The sequence below is a fragment of the Bacillus sp. T17B1 genome (genome assembly GCF_026796395.1).
GTDB classification, from domain to species: Bacteria; Bacillota; Bacilli; order Bacillales; family Bacillaceae; genus Bacillus; species Bacillus spizizenii_A.
The window spans coordinates 17,778-34,048 of the sequence record NZ_JALAYA010000022.1 but is presented as its reverse complement, the minus strand read 5'-3'; the positions used below and the strand labels follow the sequence as shown (position 1 = coordinate 34,048).

The following is a 16,271-nucleotide window of genomic DNA, read 5'->3' as shown; positions in this document are numbered from 1 at the left end:
AGATTTTCTCGACAGCCTGAAGACGCTCATTGAGCGTCTTTTTTACTTCTTCGCCATATATTTATTTAAAAACGAATCTGCGTCTGAAATTTGTGTGCCTTGGTAATAATACTTCACAATTTGATCAACCGTTTTGCCTTCTTTGGCCATAAAATTGGCTCCATATTGACTCATCCCGACACCGTGGCCAAACCCTTTCGTCGTGACCGTAATCGTGTCTCCGTTTCGCTGCCATGCAAAATCGGCTGAATTGAGTCCCAGCTTTTCACGGATGTCTCTGCCTTTCAGCGTCTTGCCGTTAATAACGGCTGTTGCGACCTGGCGGCCCGGTGTCTCTCCGGTAATCTTTCCGACTGTGCCAGAACCATCCAATTTAACGCCAAGCTTTTGCTCAAACTCTGAGGCTGTAAAGGTTTTCGTTGCCTTATATTTCGGAGACTTTTTATCCCATGAGCTTTTGACGCTTTTTAAATATGGGATGGCACTTGTCCAATAGGCCTCTGCGTTTTCAGTGTATCCATTGCTTGTGGAGAAAAATGAGGCTTCAATCGGCTGGTTGTTGTACGTTAAGATTTTGCCTTGCGTGCTGGCTACCGCATCTGTGATTTTCTTCAGTTTTCCCTCATAGCTCGCGCCCCACTGTTTTTTCAGCTCCGCTTTGCTTTTATACACCTGGAACATCTGTGTATCATCCACCAGCGAGCCTTTAGGAGCCTCTACTGCTGAATTTGCGACCATCAGTCTGACAATAAACGTTCTGGCGGCGAGAGCCTGAGCTTTCAGCGCTTCAGATTCAAAGGTTGCCGGCATTTCGGAGGCGACGACTCCAATGACATACTCTTCAAGCGGAATGTCTTCTACGGATTGATTTGCGGTTCGATAGACGGGAATAGAAACAGGCGATGCTTTCAACGTTTCCGCTCCTTTTGATGCTGATTTCGTGCTGACTGCTGTCTTTCCTGATTCTACGCTGGCCCCCGCTTCTTTGTTTTGCTGGAACGGAATAACCAAGAGTGTGGGAATCAAGAGAATCAATGCACATAGTATGGATAGTGTGATTACGAATTGTTTCATATTCAGCTGCCTCCTGCTCGGGATTCGACTCTAGTCTAGTCTATGGGCAGGGACAAGCTAATATGACTCTCATTTTGGACATAACTTTATTTGTGATTTACGTATTCTTTTTTGCTATTTTGCGCATAATGATGATAATACACGAAAAACAAAAAACCAGTATGCCAGAATGACATACTGATTTTTACGTAAGTTTATGCGTTTAAGTCAGAAACGACTTCTTTGTTCTCTTGCTCAGAAGCAGACTCATCATTTACACGTTCGATGTCTGCGCCAATAGCTGCAAGCTTCTTATGGAAATCAACGTAACCACGGTCTAAGTGCTTCAGTTCAGTAACTCGTGTATGACCTTCAGCCACTAACCCCGCAAGAATCAGCGCTGCACCTGCACGCAAGTCAGTCGCTGCAACTTCAGCTCCCTGAAGCTGTACAGGGCCATTAATGATAACAGAACGTCCTTCAATCTTAATATCACCATTCATACGGCGGAATTCTTCCGCATGCATAAAACGGTTTTCAAAAACAGTTTCTGTAATCATGCTTGTGCCGCTTGCACGAAGCAGAAGCGCCATCATTTGTGACTGCATATCAGTCGGGAAGCCCGGGTGAGGCATTGTTTTAATGTCGATCGGTTTGAGTTCTTTCGGACCGATGACACGGAGGCCTTCACCTTCATCCTTAATCGTGACACCCATCTCTTCCATTTTGGCAATTAAAGAAGTGAGGTGTTCAGGAACTGCTCCTTTGACTAATACGTTTCCTTCAGTAATTGCAGCAGCAACCATAAATGTTCCCGCTTCAATGCGGTCAGGAATAATGTGGTGTTTTACACCGTGAAGCTTTTCGACTCCTTCAATTTTGATGGTGCCGGTGCCAGCTCCGCGGATTTTTCCGCCCATGCCGTTGATATAGTTTGCTAAATCAACGATTTCGGGTTCTTTCGCCACGTTCTCCAGCGTTGTTGTTCCTTCAGCTAGAGCGGCTGCCATAATCAGGTTCTCTGTAGCTCCTACACTTGGGAAGTCCAGATAGATTTTCGCGCCTTGCAGACGGCCTTTTACTTCAGCTTCGATGAAGCCATTGCCGACTTTGATTTCTGCGCCCATTGCTTCAAATCCTTTTAAATGCTGATCGATCGGTCTGGAACCAATTGCGCATCCACCCGGAAGCGCAACTCTTGCATGACCTGTACGCGCAAGAAGCGGCCCCATGACAAGCACGGACGCACGCATTTTACGTACATATTCAAAAGGTGCTTCAGTTTGTAAAGCGTATGAAGCATTTACAGTCACTTCATTATTCTCAAAATGCACATCTGCTCCTAAATGACGCAACACTTCGTTAATTGTATATACATCGGAGAGCGTAGGTACATCACAAATTACGCTTTTTTCTTCACTTGCTAATAAAGATGCAGCGATAACAGGTAAAACGGCATTTTTAGCGCCTTCAACTTTGACTGTGCCGTTTAACTTTTGACCGCCGCGGACGATGATTTTTTCCAAGGTATTCCCCTCCGCGTCCCTAAATTCTCTATATTAATATTCAGTCGTAACGATTGGTGTGCCAACCGTAACGGTATGTTTTCCGCCCATTCCTGCACTTCTAAGTGCAATTTGCAAATTCATTTTATGTTCCGAGGTCATGATGTACTCTTTCCACTCATCTGTAAACGCAGAAATAGAAACGAAATTTGGCTCAACTACATGTTCAACAGTTCTTGCTTGAAATTCGTTTAATAACTGATTTGCTTTTTTTTGCAAAACAATACCCATATTATCATCTAAATGACCATTTAGACAAGTAAAAATAACTACTTTTTCTTGGAATATCCTGAGTGTCTCCCGTTCAAACTGTTCATATGTATCATTCCAGCTAACCGGTTTCTTAAGACTCATTTGCTCATATAATAAATACGAAGTTGGGTTGTGTTTTTTGAGGGTTGTGACAAGCTGCAGTCTAAAAGAAGTGTGATTTTTTTTGTCAGTATACGTGCCAACTGCCTTTACGATTTTATCTTCCTGTGCAATCGCCCAATGATATTGACGATACTCTGATTTTAAACGTTTCACTTTTTGATAAAATTCTTTTTCGGTCAGTGACATATTTTGTTTTGCATGCAATGTCCACTTATCTATTGACACATCTTGGCGTTCCATCCCCTCTGCCATTTGTGCTAACGGCGTTAACTCACTCGCATGAATGGTATGGAAAACAGCAATGACGAAGCTTAACATGACGGATATGATAATGGCGTGGCTTACTTGTTTTTTCTTCATGTTCATCTCTCCCCCTTATCCCCAGTTTTACCGGAGGCAAGAGGCGCCATACGTAAAAATCTTCGTCAAAACTCGCGTTATACGCTTCAACCCGCTTCCCAAACCATTCCCGTGATTATCATGTTCAAAACCTATTAAAATAGGTAGGGTAGCTGCTGTGAATAATTAAGGTAATCTAAAAAGAAATTTGCAACAGTCGTTCCAATAGCAATTGTCAGCAATATCATCAGGAGTCTTGCCTGCACGACTTTGCCTTTTTTGATTAATGGATCGATATTGACGGCTTGCAGCGCCCACCAAGTTACCGCTATAAAAATCAGATGAACGACAATACCAATTGCAGCCTGCTGTCCCAATACACTCATCTATTCCACTCCTTTCATCCTTTTTCCGCCTTTATACCCTTTCTTATTATATAAGAAGCACGGATAAAGATGATACTTTTATACAGAACGGAATAATCAGCCAAATCTAGGGGTAATCCCCGCTTAAAGTGCGGTTCTTTTACATGGTATACTTTATTGGAAAGGAGCTGGCAAATGTGAATCATTCTTTTTTTCAGCCTGAAAAGCAATACGGTGAGGACCTGCCAATTTTTGAACAGGAATGGGAAGCAATTGCATTCTATTATGATTATAGACAGTCACAGATTGAAGAACTGAATGAATTGTGTCAGTTTTATAACATTTCTCTCACCTATACGAGAGAAAGCCTTGAAGAGCTTGAAAACCTTTATTTCCAAAGTATACAAGAGCTTTTGCTTGCTGATTGGAATCTTCCTATTGAAGAATTCGAGAAAATGATCAGTGTTTATCTAATAGATTGCGTGATTGCTCATCATGAAGACGCTGAATGGTTCGTAAAGCCATACCCATACAAAGACGGCGCTTATACAATGGGCTTTAGAAGACATCGCAAATCATGGCATACAATGAATTGCTGTGATCGTTTATACTTGCAGCAAAAAGAGGATAAACCGCTTCTGTCGCTGTTTGATTCTCTTGTGCGCTCATAAAAAAAATCCTTCTCATACATGAGAAGGATTTTTTTCTTATTTCCCTGCTACATCCAATCTGTTCAAAGCCCGCTGTAACGCAAGCTCAGCCCGACGAATGTCAGTATCATCTGATTGAGAATTCAAACGCTCCTGCGCCCGCTGACGTGCTGCTGCAGCGCGCTCTTTATCGATGCCTTCCGCTGTTTCAGCAGCTTGGGCAAGGATGGTAACCTGATCAGGACGGACTTCTACAAATCCGCCGCTGACCGCAACCAGTTCAGTCTGTCCGTCTTTTTTCAGGCGGACAGCGCCGATTTTAAGAGGAGCCACGGTTGGAATATGACCTGGCAAAATACCGAGATCGCCGCTTTCGGCTCTCACGCTCACCATTTCGATATCCGCATCGTATACTGGGCCGTCGGGAGTAACGATATTGACTTTAACGGTCTTCATGCTTTTACCCTCCTAGGACCAGATTAAACTTCTACACCCATTTCTTTTGCTTTCTCAACAACTTCTTCGATACGGCCTACGAGACGGAACGCATCTTCAGGAAGATGGTCGTATTTTCCGGCTAAGATTTCTTTGAAACCTTGAACCGTTTCTTTTACAGGCACGTAAGAACCTTTTTGTCCAGTGAACTGTTCAGCCACGTGGAAGTTTTGAGAAAGGAAGAACTGAATACGGCGTGCGCGTTGGACGACAAGCTTGTCTTCATCACTCAATTCATCCATACCGAGAATCGCAATGATATCTTGAAGCTCTTTGTAACGCTGAAGCGTTGACTGTACTTCACGGGCAACTGCATAATGCTCTTCTCCGACAATTTCAGGAGCAAGGGCGCGTGATGTAGAAGCCAATGGATCAACCGCAGGGTAAATACCCATCTCAGTTAACTTACGCTCAAGGTTTGTTGTCGCATCCAAGTGAGCGAACGTTGTTGCCGGCGCCGGGTCAGTGTAGTCATCGGCAGGCACGTAGATCGCCTGGATAGATGTAACTGATCCAACGTTAGTAGACGTGATACGCTCTTGAAGCTGACCCATTTCAGTCGCAAGCGTCGGCTGATAACCAACCGCTGAAGGCATACGGCCAAGAAGGGCAGAAACCTCTGAACCCGCTTGTGTGAAACGGAAAATGTTATCGATGAAGAACAGTACGTCCTGTCCTTGTTCATCACGGAAGTGCTCAGCCATTGTAAGACCTGTCAAAGCAACACGCATACGTGCGCCCGGCGGCTCGTTCATTTGTCCGAATACCATGGCTGTTTTGTTGATTACGCCAGAGTCGCTCATTTCGTAGAAAAGGTCGTTCCCTTCACGAGTACGCTCCCCTACACCGGCGAATACAGAGATACCGCCGTGCTCTTGCGCGATGTTGTTGATTAATTCCTGGATTAATACGGTTTTACCTACACCGGCACCGCCGAACAATCCGATCTTACCGCCCTTGATGTATGGAGCAAGCAAGTCAACAACTTTGATCCCTGTTTCAAGAATTTCAACTTCTGTTGAAAGCTGATCAAATGAAGGTGCCTGTCTGTGAATCGGATCTTTTTTCGCATCCGCAGGAACTGGCTCATTCAAATCAATATTTTCTCCGAGTACGTTAAATACACGGCCAAGTGTTACATCACCAACCGGTACTGAGATTGGCGCTCCTGTATCTACAGCTTCCATTCCGCGCTGAACACCATCCGTAGATGCCATTGCGATTGTACGGACTGTATCATCGCCTAAATGAAGAGCGACCTCAAGCGTTAAATCAATACCTACTTCGTTTTCACTAGCAGCTGGCTGTGAAATTTTAATCGCATTATAAATTTCAGGCAAGTGACCGTCTTCAAAACGCACGTCGACGACCGGTCCTAATACCTGGCTAACGCGTCCTTTCTTCATCGCTATCCCTCCTGACAAAATCTTTCTATTCTAAAGCGGCTGCTCCGCCGACAATTTCCGTAATTTCTTGTGTGATGGCTGCTTGGCGAGCGCGGTTGTAAGAAAGCGAAAGTGAATCGATAAGTTCCTTCGCGTTGTCTGTCGCGTTTTTCATCGCCGTCATTCTTGCAGCATGCTCACTTGCTTTACTGTCAAGAAGCGCACCGAAGATTAAGCTTTCTGCATATTGAGGAAGCAAAACCTCCAGAACCTCCTCTTCAGACGGTTCAAATTCATAAGACGCCGTTCTCTTTCCGCCGCCGCTGCCCAAATCAGATAACGGCAGAAGTTTTTTCTCCGTTACTTCTTGAGAAATGGCGCTGACAAAATGGTTATAAACGAGATGCAATTCATCAAACGCCCCGTCTATAAACATTTGGATCGTTTGTCGGGCAAGATCCTTAATTTCTGTAAACGTTACTTCATCTCCAAGTCCTGTTAACTCGGAAATGATCGGAATCTCACGTTTCTTAAAGAAATCACGGCCCACTCTTCCGATGACGATCACCGCATACTCATCCTTAGATTGATGACGTTCTTGCATAGCCTGATAAGCACTTCGTAAAACCGAACTGTTAAAAGCGCCGGCAAGACCGCGGTCAGACGTAATGACAAGATATGCCGTCTTTTTCACTTCTCTGCTGAGAAGCATCGGATGCTTCACGTTGCCGGAAACTCTCCCGACATTTGACACAACCTCTTGGATCTTATCCATATATGGCACAAATGATTTTGCATTGTTTTCTGCACGATTCAGCTTAGCAGCAGATACCATCTGCATGGCTTTTGTAATCTGGCTCGTTTTTTTCGTTGACGTGATCCTTGACTTAATATCGCGTAATGAGGCCAAAGATTTCACCACCTTTTCTCTTCATCTGCGTAAAAAGAGAGAAAAAGAGAACCTTTTTCTCTCATCAGCATTCGAGTTAGTTGCTTGGTGCAAATGTGCGTTTGAAGCCTTCGATTGCAGCTTTGAAGTCTTCATCAGCAGGAAGGTTTCCTGTTTTCGCAATTCCATCAAGCAGTTCTTTATGGTTTTGGTCAAGGTACATGTAGTACTCTTCTTCAAAACGTCTGATATCCGCTACAGGAATATCATCAAGATATCCTTTTGTCAGCGCATAAAGAATGGCTACTTGCTTTTCAACCGGAAGCGGCTTGTTTAGATCCTGCTTCAGCACTTCAACAGTACGAGCACCGCGGTTCAGTTTCGCCTGAGTCGCTTGGTCGAGGTCAGATCCGAATTGAGCGAATGCTTCCAGCTCACGGTATGACGCAAGGTCAAGACGCAAAGTTCCTGATACTTTTTTCATCGCTTTGATTTGCGCGGAACCGCCGACACGGGATACAGACAATCCGGCGTTGATCGCAGGACGTACGCCTGAGAAGAACAAATCAGATTGCAGGAAGATCTGTCCGTCGGTGATGGAAATGACGTTCGTCGGAATATAAGCAGAGATATCTCCGGCTTGTGTTTCTACGAACGGCAAAGCTGTAATTGATCCTGCGCCTTTCGCGTCACTAAGCTTTGCTGCACGCTCAAGCAGACGGGAATGAAGGTAGAATACATCCCCAGGGAACGCTTCACGGCCTGGCGGACGGCGAAGAAGCAAGGAAAGCTCACGGTAAGCAGCCGCTTGTTTAGAAAGATCATCGTATACAACAAGAACGTGCTTGCCGTTGTACATAAATTCCTCTGCCATTGTAACCCCTGCATACGGAGCCAGGTACAGAAGCGGTGCCGGCTGTGACGCAGACGCCGTTACAACGATTGTATAATCAAGCGCGCCGTGCTTACGCAATGTTTCTACTACGCCGCGGACTGTTGATTCTTTTTGACCGATCGCAACGTATACGCAGATCATGTCTTGGTCTTTTTGGTTCAGGATCGCATCGATCGCAACAGAAGTTTTACCTGTTTGACGGTCACCGATGATCAGCTCACGCTGGCCGCGGCCGATTGGAATCAGTGCATCGATCGCTTTAATACCGGTTTGAAGCGGTTCATGAACGGATTTACGGTCCATAACGCCTGGTGCAGGGCTTTCGATCGGACGTGTTTTGCTTGTGAGGATCGGGCCAAGTCCGTCTACCGGCTGACCTAATGGGTTCACAATACGGCCGATTAGTTCCTCACCGACAGGAACCTCCATGATGCGGCCTGTTCTTTTTACTTCGTCTCCCTCACGGATCTCACTGAAAGGTCCTAAAATGACGATACCTACGTTTGATTCTTCAAGGTTTTGAGCCATACCCAAAACACCGTTTGAAAATTCGACAAGTTCACCGGCCATACAATTGTCAAGGCCGTGTACACGAGCAATACCGTCACCGACTTGGATGACTGTACCTACGTCTTGAACTTCAATATCAGATTGATAATTTTGTATTTGCTGTTTTATCAGCGTGCTAATCTCTTCAGCTTTGATGCTCACTTAGGTTTCACCCCTTCTATCGATTTTCCCCGGCAAGTTGACGTTCAATGCGATGAAGCTTTCCGCTTACGCTGCCGTCAAAAATCCGGTTTCCAATGCGGACTTTAATGCCGCCTATTAAACCCGTCTGCACTTCATTTCTGATTCTCAGTGAAGCGACTCCGGCTTTCTTTGCAAACACTTGTGATAATGATGAAATTTCCGCATCCGTCAGCGGTTTCACTGAATATACGGTCGCGTCTTCTATTTGACGAGCCTCATTTGCGAGTTTGATAAACTCATCTGTGAGCTCAGGCACAATCGCGGCACGATGGCGGTCAATCAAAAGAAAAATCGTATTGAGCACGGGCTGTGACAAAGAGCCAAATGCATTTTGAATCAGCTCTTTTTTCTTCGCAGCCGGCACCTTCGGATGGTTTAACACATCATTAAGCGCTTTTTCATTTTGAAACACTTGTTTTACAACGGTTAGCTCTTCTTCAACTTGATTCAGCTGAGCGGAATCATTGGCAATATCAAAAAGAGCTGACGCATATCGTTTAGAGACAGCTGATCCACTCATCGGCTTTCTCCTACCTCTTTAAGATAGTCCTGGATCAATTTCTCTTGAGCTTGTTCATCCAGTTCTTTTTCGATCACTTTCGACGCAATCATGACAGAAAGAGACGCTACTTGCTCGCGGAGAGCAGAAACCGCCTGTTCTTTTTCCTTCACGATTTCAGTTCTTGCTGCTTCTTTCAGACGTTCAGATTCTACACGTGCAGCCTGAATAATCTCTTCTTTTTGCTTATCTCCCAGTTTCTTTGCGTTTTCGATAAGAGTTTGGGATTCCTGTCTTGCTTCTTTTAAAAGAACGCGCTGCTCTTCAATCAGCTGCTGCGCTTCTTTATTTTTTTCTTCAGCAGACGTAATTTCTCCAGCGATGTGGTCTTCACGCTGTTTCATTATGTTTAATAGCGGCCCTAAAGCGTATTTCTTCAGAAGCGCTAATAAGATTAACATAGCTAACAGTTGGAACAGGATATCTCCGCCGTTAAACGACAATCCTAGTTCAAGTGGTAATTGAGACATCTACTACGGCAACTCCCTTCTGCAGGTTTTTCTTTGCTGATTCAGCAGCCGCACTTGTCTCTTTTCAGCCGGCAAGGCGGGATGCTTATCAGACATAAAGCAATGGCGAAGGTTCTCTTGGAATGATCTTCGCCATTTTTAGTTCATATAAGGCTTTTATGCTTAGCCAAAGAACGCTAAGAATGCGATAACGACAGCGATAATAGGAAGGGCTTCAACTAATGCGATACCCATGAACATAAGCGTTCTAAGTTCTTTACCTGCTTCCGGCTGACGGGCAATCCCCTCTACCGTACGTGAAACAATCAAACCGTTACCAATACCTGCACCAAGTGCACCTAAACCAATTGCAATCGCAGCTGCTATTAAATTCATGAAAAAGTTCCTCCTTTAAAATGTTATCCGTTTGGATATAATGTTTTAATGATCATGACTGATTTTATGAGACATGTACACCATCGTCAGCATTGTAAAGATAAACGCTTGGATGGCACCTATAAATAAACTGAATGCTTGCCATGCCAGCATTGGCAGAATGGCGCCGATCGTACCGACAAGACCGAGAGCCACACTTTGTGAGTAATGGCTTGTCGCTAATCCCGCAAGCAGGCCGAGAAGAATCTCACCGGCGAAGATGTTACCATAAAGCCTCAAACCGAGAGTCAGCGTATTCGCAAACTCTTCGATGATTTTCATCGGGAACATTAATGGAACAGGTCTTAAATAGTCTTTGGAATATTCCTTGAGCCCTTTCATCTTCACACCATAGTAGTGAGTTAAAGCAACAACCATCACGGCTAGCGTTAATGTAATGGCAGGATCGGCTGTCGGAGATTTCCACCAGAGCTCATGTCCGATTGTAATAGAGAACGGCAGCCCCAGCATATTCGACACAAATATGTACATCAGCAATGTGACACCAAGTGCCAAGAAGTTAGCCCCTGTTTTCAAATCCATTGTACTGCCGATAATATTGCGGACGAAATCCACAACCCATTCCATAAAATTCTGGGCTTTTCCGGGACGGATCGAAAGCGTTCTTGTCGTTAATATAGCAATCAATAAAACAATCACACTCGCCACAGTAATCATCAGAATGTTTGTCAGATTAAAAGTAAGACCTAGAAATTCAATAGTTCTGTATTCATGATTCAAAGGGTTTTCACCTCTCTTCCATTGATGAACGTTTAAGCTGGATAAAGGAATCTATCATAATGACAGGGTATATTGTCATTAATCCAATAACTGTACTTGCCATATGAAAATGCTCGGGATTTTTATAGGCAACAGCCGCAGCAAGAATCGCATTGCACCAGCGCGCTGCGCTCCCAAGAGATCGTATGGACTTCCCTTTCTCAACGGCTCTGTCAAAAGCGTTCATTCTCCTGACGAGCAGTAAAAAATTAAACAAACTGAAAACAGTTCCCAGAATAAGGCCTAAAAACACGGTTTTATACGCTGTTAAACCATAACCCAGTACATACACTGCCAAAATGAACAATAGATATTTACGTTGTCTGCTAAATGTAAGCTTGGGATCGTCCATCAATTATCTGTCTCCTGATGAAAAAATAATGTATAGCTTAGATACGGCATAAATCAGCGGTTAACCCTAGTAGAAGACCTTTTTTGTCCGGCAAAACGGGCCTGTTCGAAAAAATCATTCATCCGCAAGCCTTGCAAGGATGCTGTTTCATTCGCTTAAATAAATCCTCATAATACGGGTTTACTGAGAGGATTTACATTGGGGATGAGGACTATAATGAAAGCTATGAAAACCTTCTCATAATACCCTCGTTTAGCATACAATAGCCCCTAACATGTGTCAATCTGTTTAAAGTTAAAAAACTTTTTATACTGTACGCCTCCACAGAATGTTCACATTTTCACCTATAATTGTATACAAATTGACCGAATAGCAAATAACTGGATAAAAAAGAAAACCCGACAAAGGGTTTTCTTTTTTATTTTGTTCCAAACATACGGTCTCCTGCGTCTCCAAGACCTGGAACGATATAACCTTTTTCATTTAATTTTTCATCAAGCGCCGCAATGTAAATATCCACGTCCGAATGATGCTTCTGCAATTCCTCTACACCCTCCGGTGCCGCTACAAGACACATGAAACGAATATTCTTCGCACCGCGTTTTTTGAGGCTGTGAATGGCTTCAACTGCGGAACCGCCTGTGGCCAGCATCGGGTCAACGACGATGAATTCACGCTCTTCCACATCAGAAGGAAGCTTCACATAGTATTCCACGGGTTTTAAGGTTTCAGGATCACGGTACAGACCGACATGTCCTACTTTTGCCGCAGGGATCAGTTTTAAAATGCCTTCAACCATTCCTAAACCTGCTCTAAGGATAGGAACAACTCCCAGTTTTTTCCCTGAGATGACTTTCGATTTCGCAGTCTGAACCGGTGTGTTGATATCCACTTCCTCTAGAGGGAGATCACGGGTAATTTCAAACGCCATAAGCGTGGCTACTTCATCTACAAGCTCTCTAAAATCCTTCGTACCTGTCTCTTCATTCCGAATATATGTCAGCTTGTGTTGAATTAAAGGATGATCAAATACATAAACCTTTCCCATACTGTGTTTCAGCTCCTTTTTTATTGTCCCATCGACAATTTCACACTTCTATTGATTCTACAAAAAAAGACATTGAGTTTCAAGAACCTCGTCAAAAAACCCGCCGGGCATTGGCCCGAGCGGGTTTTCAATCTTAGTAACCTAATTCTTTATATAGAGGGAATTTGCCAGTCAAAGCTGCTACGCGCTGTCTCGCTTCTTCGAGTTTTCCTTCATCTTCGTGGTTTTTCAATGCAAGCCCAATGATGGCACCTACTTCATCCAATGCGTCTCCGTCAAAACCGCGGCTTGTCACAGCTGCTGTACCAAGACGGATACCGCTTGTTACGAAAGGTTTTTCCGGATCGTATGGAATTGCGTTTTTATTTGAAGTAATACCGATTTCATCAAGCACGTGCTCCGCAACTTTACCAGTCAGTCCGAGAGAACGAAGATCAACAAGGATAAGGTGGTTGTCAGTTCCGCCTGAAACGAGCTGGATGCCCTCTTTCGTTAACGATTCAGCCAGGCGTTTTGCATTTGAAATAACGTTTTGGGCATATGTTTTGAAATCATCCTGCAATACTTCGCCGAATGAGACTGCTTTTGCCGCAATAACGTGCATCAGCGGGCCGCCTTGAATGCCAGGGAAGATCGATTTATCAATTTTCTTGCCGAACTCTTCACGGCAAAGGATCATACCGCCGCGAGGTCCGCGAAGTGTTTTATGTGTTGTGGTTGTTACGAAATCAGCGTAAGGAACCGGGTTCGGATGAAGGCCTGCCGCAACAAGTCCTGCGATGTGCGCCATATCCACCATAAAGTAAGCGCCGACTTCATCAGCAATTTCACGGAATTTTTCAAAGTCGATTGTACGAGGATACGCACTTGCTCCTGCTACGATAAGCTTCGGCTTATGAGCGAGGGCTTTTTCACGCACGTCATCGTAATCAATATATTGAGTTTCTTTATCTACGCCGTACTCAACAAAGTTATATTGAACACCGCTGAAGTTGACTGGACTTCCGTGTGTTAAATGGCCGCCGTGGGAGAGGTTCATCCCAAGTACCGTATCGCCTTGCTCCAAAATTGTGAAGTACACTGCCATGTTTGCTTGTGCGCCTGAATGCGGCTGAACGTTTACATGCTCCGCTCCAAAGATCTCCTTCGCGCGGTCACGAGCGATATCTTCAACGACATCGACGTGCTCACATCCGCCATAGTAGCGTTTGCCCGGATATCCTTCAGCGTATTTATTTGTCAAAACAGATCCTTGTGCTTCCATAACCGCTTCACTTACAAAGTTCTCAGAAGCAATCAATTCGATTTTAGTCTGTTGGCGTTCACGCTCATTTTTAATGGCGTTAAACACTTGTTCATCTTGCGCAGGTAAATGTTTCATCAGCGAGATCCTCTCCTATCCGTATCCTGTTCTTTGTTTTTACCACCACTATTGTACATGGTTTTTTAGGCCAATGTAAAAGATTATTTTTAAAAAATCAAAACTTTCAATGGTAAAAACGAATATTAATAACCTAAATTCAAATTAAAGTTCGGAATTTATTTTACTGCCCTTAAAACAAAAGAAAAGACCGGCAATGCAGTCCTTTCATTCGCACTCATAAACCGCCCGTACTCCGCCGATCAGTTTTGGCCGCGTACGCGCTAATGTCACATGGGCTGCACCGAGACTGTTTTGAGAGACTCGTACAGGGACAGCCACCTGCTTTAGATGCATGCCGATAAACGTATCGCCGATGTCTATTCCGGCATCAGCCTGAATGGTTTCGACAAGAACAGGAGACTTCATCTGCTTGAACGCATAAGAAGCCATCGCCCCGCCCGCTTTTGGGACGGGTACGGCAGAAACGGTTGGAAGCCTAAACAGCCGGGCCGTTTCTTCCTCAACGACAAGCGCTCTGTTCAAATGCTCACAGCATTGAAACGCGAGATGGATTCCCGTTTTTCCCTTAAGCTCGGCAAGCCCGCTGTAGATGCTTTCCGCGATGTCTACACTGCCCGATGTTCCGATCCGGCTGCCGGCCACTTCGCTCGTGCTGCATCCAAGGACAAAGAGCTGATCTTGTTTCAATCCCGCTTGTTCCTGAAATTCAAACAGCATCGTCTTCCACGTTTGCTTGATCTCACTCATTGAACAGCACCCCTACAGGTTTTTCTCTTCATAATCTGAGATTTTTCCAATACGGGTTTGATGTCTTCCTCCGGTAAACTCAGTGGTCAGCCAGATTTTCGCAATTTCCCGCGCCAAACCGGGGCCGATCACTCGCTCACCCATCGCGAGGATGTTTGTATCATTATGCTCTCTCGTCGCTTTTGCGCTGAATGTATCGTGCGCCAGCGCGCAGCGGATGCCTTTGACTTTATTGGCGGAAATGCTCATGCCAATACCTGTCCCGCAAATTAAAATCCCTCTGTCAACTTCGCCGCTAACCACTTTTTCGGCCACCGGAAAAGCATAATCCGGATAATCGACAGATCCGCTGCCGCAGTCACAGCCCATATCAATATATTCAATTTGCAATTCGTCCATTAACTCTTTGATTTCATTTCGAATGTGAACGCCGCCATGATCCGATGCTATTGCTACTTTCATCTGCTTTTCCTCCCAGCGTGTGTGATGCGGCCCCGCCCGCTATGTTGACCACGCAGCCTGTCCGCTCTTTTATTCACACCATATGATGTGCTTTTCACTATATTCTACTCCTTCACGCAGGATTTGCAAATGACCTGTTTGCAGATATGCTCAACTTACCTGCTGTCTTTTTTCAATTGTTTTGCCAGCTGCCGAAGAAGCTCTTCAAGCTCATCTCTCGTTTGTTTATAGATGTCAATCGATCCGCCGAACGGATCGATGACATCCCCATGGCTCCCTGTGACATATTCTTTTAATGTAAACACTTTATCACGATAACGTCCAAATTGGCTGGCAATGATCTGTTTGTGCTGATGGGTCATAGCCAGAATTAAATCAGCTGATTCCATATGTTCTTCAGTTAATGGAGAAGACACATGATTTAGGGCAATGTGTTTTTCAAACAGCGCTTCGACCGCTTGAGGCGTCGCTCTCCCGTTAGGCGAAGCAAACACGCCTGCCGAGCGGACACTGACATTCAGCCCTTCCGTTTCTGCAATTGATTTAAAAAGCGCCTCAGCCATTGGGCTGCGGCACGTATTTCCAGTACAGACAAAAATAATGTTCATGTCAGTCACCCCTTATTTTCTCTATTATATATGAAGAAAAAAGAAACGGCGACTTCGTTTCTTTTATTGGTATATTAAATTGGCAAAAGCAGCTTAAGCCCGAATACGATTAATATGATGCCCCCTAGCGCTTCGCTGTATGTGCCAAGCCAAGACTGCACTTGTTTTCCGATCAGCAGGCCCAGCCATGTCAAAATCATGCTGATAAGCCCGAACAGGGTAATTGTAAGGAGAGGATGCGATCCGTATATCCCTAAGCTCAATCCGACGGAGAAGCTGTCAAGGCTGACGCCAATGGCAAACAGCAATAAGCCCGGCCCTGTCGGCGACATGAATCGTTCTTCTGACTGTTTAAAAGAAGCCATAAGCATTTGAACCCCCAGAACAAACAGCAGCGAACCCCCGATATAAACCGCTAACACACCAAGGAGCCCTGACAGCATGTTACCGGCCGCCATTCCTCCTAAAGGCATGATGACGTGAAAGAGGCCGATGATGAAACCAATATAGAATATCTGCTTTTTCCTGAGTTTGACCATGCCCATTCCGAGACCGACAGAAAAAGCATCCATCCCTAAAGCAAACGCCATGATGCTTAAAGTAATCAGTTCGCCTATGAACAAATCCGACATACATAAATAACCCCCTTGGACACGCCCCGCTATTTTAGCCTATGCGTGTCC

General features: G+C 44.7%; 20 protein-coding genes. 1 reads left to right on the top strand and 19 read right to left on the bottom strand.

What is annotated here, in order from left to right; all coding sequences use genetic code 11:
* Window positions 1-42: 42 nt before the first annotated feature.
* The 4 genes from spoIID to MOF34_RS12155 form a co-directional block, all read right to left on the bottom strand.
* Complete coding sequence (gene spoIID / locus MOF34_RS12170) at window positions 43-1,074, bottom strand: stage II sporulation protein D (RefSeq protein ID WP_268400302.1); 1,032 nt, start codon at window positions 1,072-1,074, stop codon at window positions 43-45.
* Between the two features lie 194 nt (window positions 1,075-1,268).
* Entirely contained in the window at window positions 1,269-2,579 is a 1,311-nt protein-coding gene (gene murA, locus MOF34_RS12165; RefSeq protein WP_003221875.1) for a UDP-N-acetylglucosamine 1-carboxyvinyltransferase, read from the bottom strand.
* A 33-nt stretch (window positions 2,580-2,612) separates the two neighbouring features.
* Window positions 2,613-3,353 (bottom strand): YwmB family TATA-box binding protein, encoded by a 741-nt coding sequence (locus tag MOF34_RS12160; RefSeq protein ID WP_268400301.1) that lies wholly within the window; start codon window positions 3,351-3,353, stop codon window positions 2,613-2,615.
* A gap of 134 nt (window positions 3,354-3,487) precedes the next feature.
* Window positions 3,488-3,718 (bottom strand): DUF1146 family protein, encoded by a 231-nt coding sequence (locus MOF34_RS12155; RefSeq protein ID WP_003221879.1) that lies wholly within the window; start codon window positions 3,716-3,718, stop codon window positions 3,488-3,490.
* A 176-nt stretch (window positions 3,719-3,894) separates the two neighbouring features.
* Between MOF34_RS12155 and MOF34_RS12150 the strand changes: the two genes are divergently transcribed.
* Entirely contained in the window at window positions 3,895-4,368 is a 474-nt protein-coding gene (locus tag MOF34_RS12150) for a hypothetical protein (protein WP_268400300.1), read from the top strand.
* Window positions 4,369-4,404: 36 nt separating this feature from the next.
* Here MOF34_RS12150 and MOF34_RS12145 read toward each other — a convergent pair whose 3' ends face one another.
* From MOF34_RS12145 to MOF34_RS12075, 15 genes are all read right to left on the bottom strand, one after another.
* A complete protein-coding gene (locus tag MOF34_RS12145) occupies window positions 4,405-4,803 on the bottom strand; it encodes a F0F1 ATP synthase subunit epsilon (RefSeq protein ID WP_003221882.1) in 399 nt (132 codons plus the stop codon).
* A 23-nt stretch (window positions 4,804-4,826) separates the two neighbouring features.
* On the bottom strand, window positions 4,827-6,248 hold the full coding sequence (atpD, locus tag MOF34_RS12140) for a F0F1 ATP synthase subunit beta (protein ID WP_003221884.1): 1,422 nt from the start codon (window positions 6,246-6,248) through the stop codon (window positions 4,827-4,829).
* 25 nt (window positions 6,249-6,273) lie between these two features.
* A complete protein-coding gene (gene atpG / locus MOF34_RS12135; RefSeq protein WP_003235766.1) occupies window positions 6,274-7,137 on the bottom strand; it encodes an ATP synthase F1 subunit gamma in 864 nt (287 codons plus the stop codon).
* A 76-nt stretch (window positions 7,138-7,213) separates the two neighbouring features.
* Entirely contained in the window at window positions 7,214-8,722 is a 1,509-nt protein-coding gene (atpA, locus tag MOF34_RS12130; protein WP_014115501.1) for a F0F1 ATP synthase subunit alpha, read from the bottom strand.
* Window positions 8,723-8,738: 16 nt separating this feature from the next.
* Entirely contained in the window at window positions 8,739-9,284 is a 546-nt protein-coding gene (locus tag MOF34_RS12125; protein WP_268400299.1) for a F0F1 ATP synthase subunit delta, read from the bottom strand.
* On the bottom strand, window positions 9,281-9,793 hold the full coding sequence (gene atpF, locus MOF34_RS12120) for a F0F1 ATP synthase subunit B (RefSeq protein WP_268400298.1): 513 nt from the start codon (window positions 9,791-9,793) through the stop codon (window positions 9,281-9,283). Before atpF ends, MOF34_RS12125 begins: the two co-directional genes overlap by 4 nt.
* Before the next feature lie 162 nt (window positions 9,794-9,955).
* Entirely contained in the window at window positions 9,956-10,168 is a 213-nt protein-coding gene (atpE, locus tag MOF34_RS12115) for a F0F1 ATP synthase subunit C (RefSeq protein ID WP_003151167.1), read from the bottom strand.
* A gap of 45 nt (window positions 10,169-10,213) precedes the next feature.
* The gene (gene atpB, locus MOF34_RS12110; protein WP_019716028.1) at window positions 10,214-10,948 is read right to left on the bottom strand and encodes a F0F1 ATP synthase subunit A; all 735 of its coding nucleotides are present in this window, start codon (window positions 10,946-10,948) and stop codon (window positions 10,214-10,216) included.
* A 7-nt stretch (window positions 10,949-10,955) separates the two neighbouring features.
* Window positions 10,956-11,339 carry an ATP synthase subunit I gene (gene atpI / locus MOF34_RS12105; protein ID WP_003221899.1) on the bottom strand — a complete coding sequence of 128 codons (384 nt, stop codon included), beginning with the start codon at window positions 11,337-11,339 and terminating at the stop codon, window positions 10,956-10,958.
* Between the two features lie 418 nt (window positions 11,340-11,757).
* Window positions 11,758-12,387: a uracil phosphoribosyltransferase gene (gene upp, locus MOF34_RS12100; RefSeq protein WP_003221902.1), complete on the bottom strand. Its 630-nt coding sequence runs from the start codon at window positions 12,385-12,387 to the stop codon at window positions 11,758-11,760.
* A gap of 133 nt (window positions 12,388-12,520) precedes the next feature.
* Window positions 12,521-13,768 carry a serine hydroxymethyltransferase gene (glyA, locus tag MOF34_RS12095; protein WP_019716030.1) on the bottom strand — a complete coding sequence of 416 codons (1,248 nt, stop codon included), beginning with the start codon at window positions 13,766-13,768 and terminating at the stop codon, window positions 12,521-12,523.
* A gap of 207 nt (window positions 13,769-13,975) precedes the next feature.
* Window positions 13,976-14,518 (bottom strand): TIGR01440 family protein, encoded by a 543-nt coding sequence (locus MOF34_RS12090; RefSeq protein WP_019716031.1) that lies wholly within the window; start codon window positions 14,516-14,518, stop codon window positions 13,976-13,978.
* A 12-nt stretch (window positions 14,519-14,530) separates the two neighbouring features.
* Window positions 14,531-14,980, bottom strand: a complete 450-nt coding sequence (gene rpiB, locus MOF34_RS12085) for a ribose 5-phosphate isomerase B (protein WP_003221910.1) — start codon at window positions 14,978-14,980, stop codon at window positions 14,531-14,533.
* Between the two features lie 155 nt (window positions 14,981-15,135).
* Window positions 15,136-15,588, bottom strand: a complete 453-nt coding sequence (gene prpB, locus MOF34_RS12080) for a protein arginine phosphatase PrpB (protein ID WP_268400297.1) — start codon at window positions 15,586-15,588, stop codon at window positions 15,136-15,138.
* 74 nt (window positions 15,589-15,662) lie between these two features.
* Window positions 15,663-16,220 (bottom strand): manganese efflux pump MntP family protein, encoded by a 558-nt coding sequence (locus MOF34_RS12075; RefSeq protein ID WP_019716033.1) that lies wholly within the window; start codon window positions 16,218-16,220, stop codon window positions 15,663-15,665.
* Window positions 16,221-16,271: the final 51 nt, after the last annotated feature.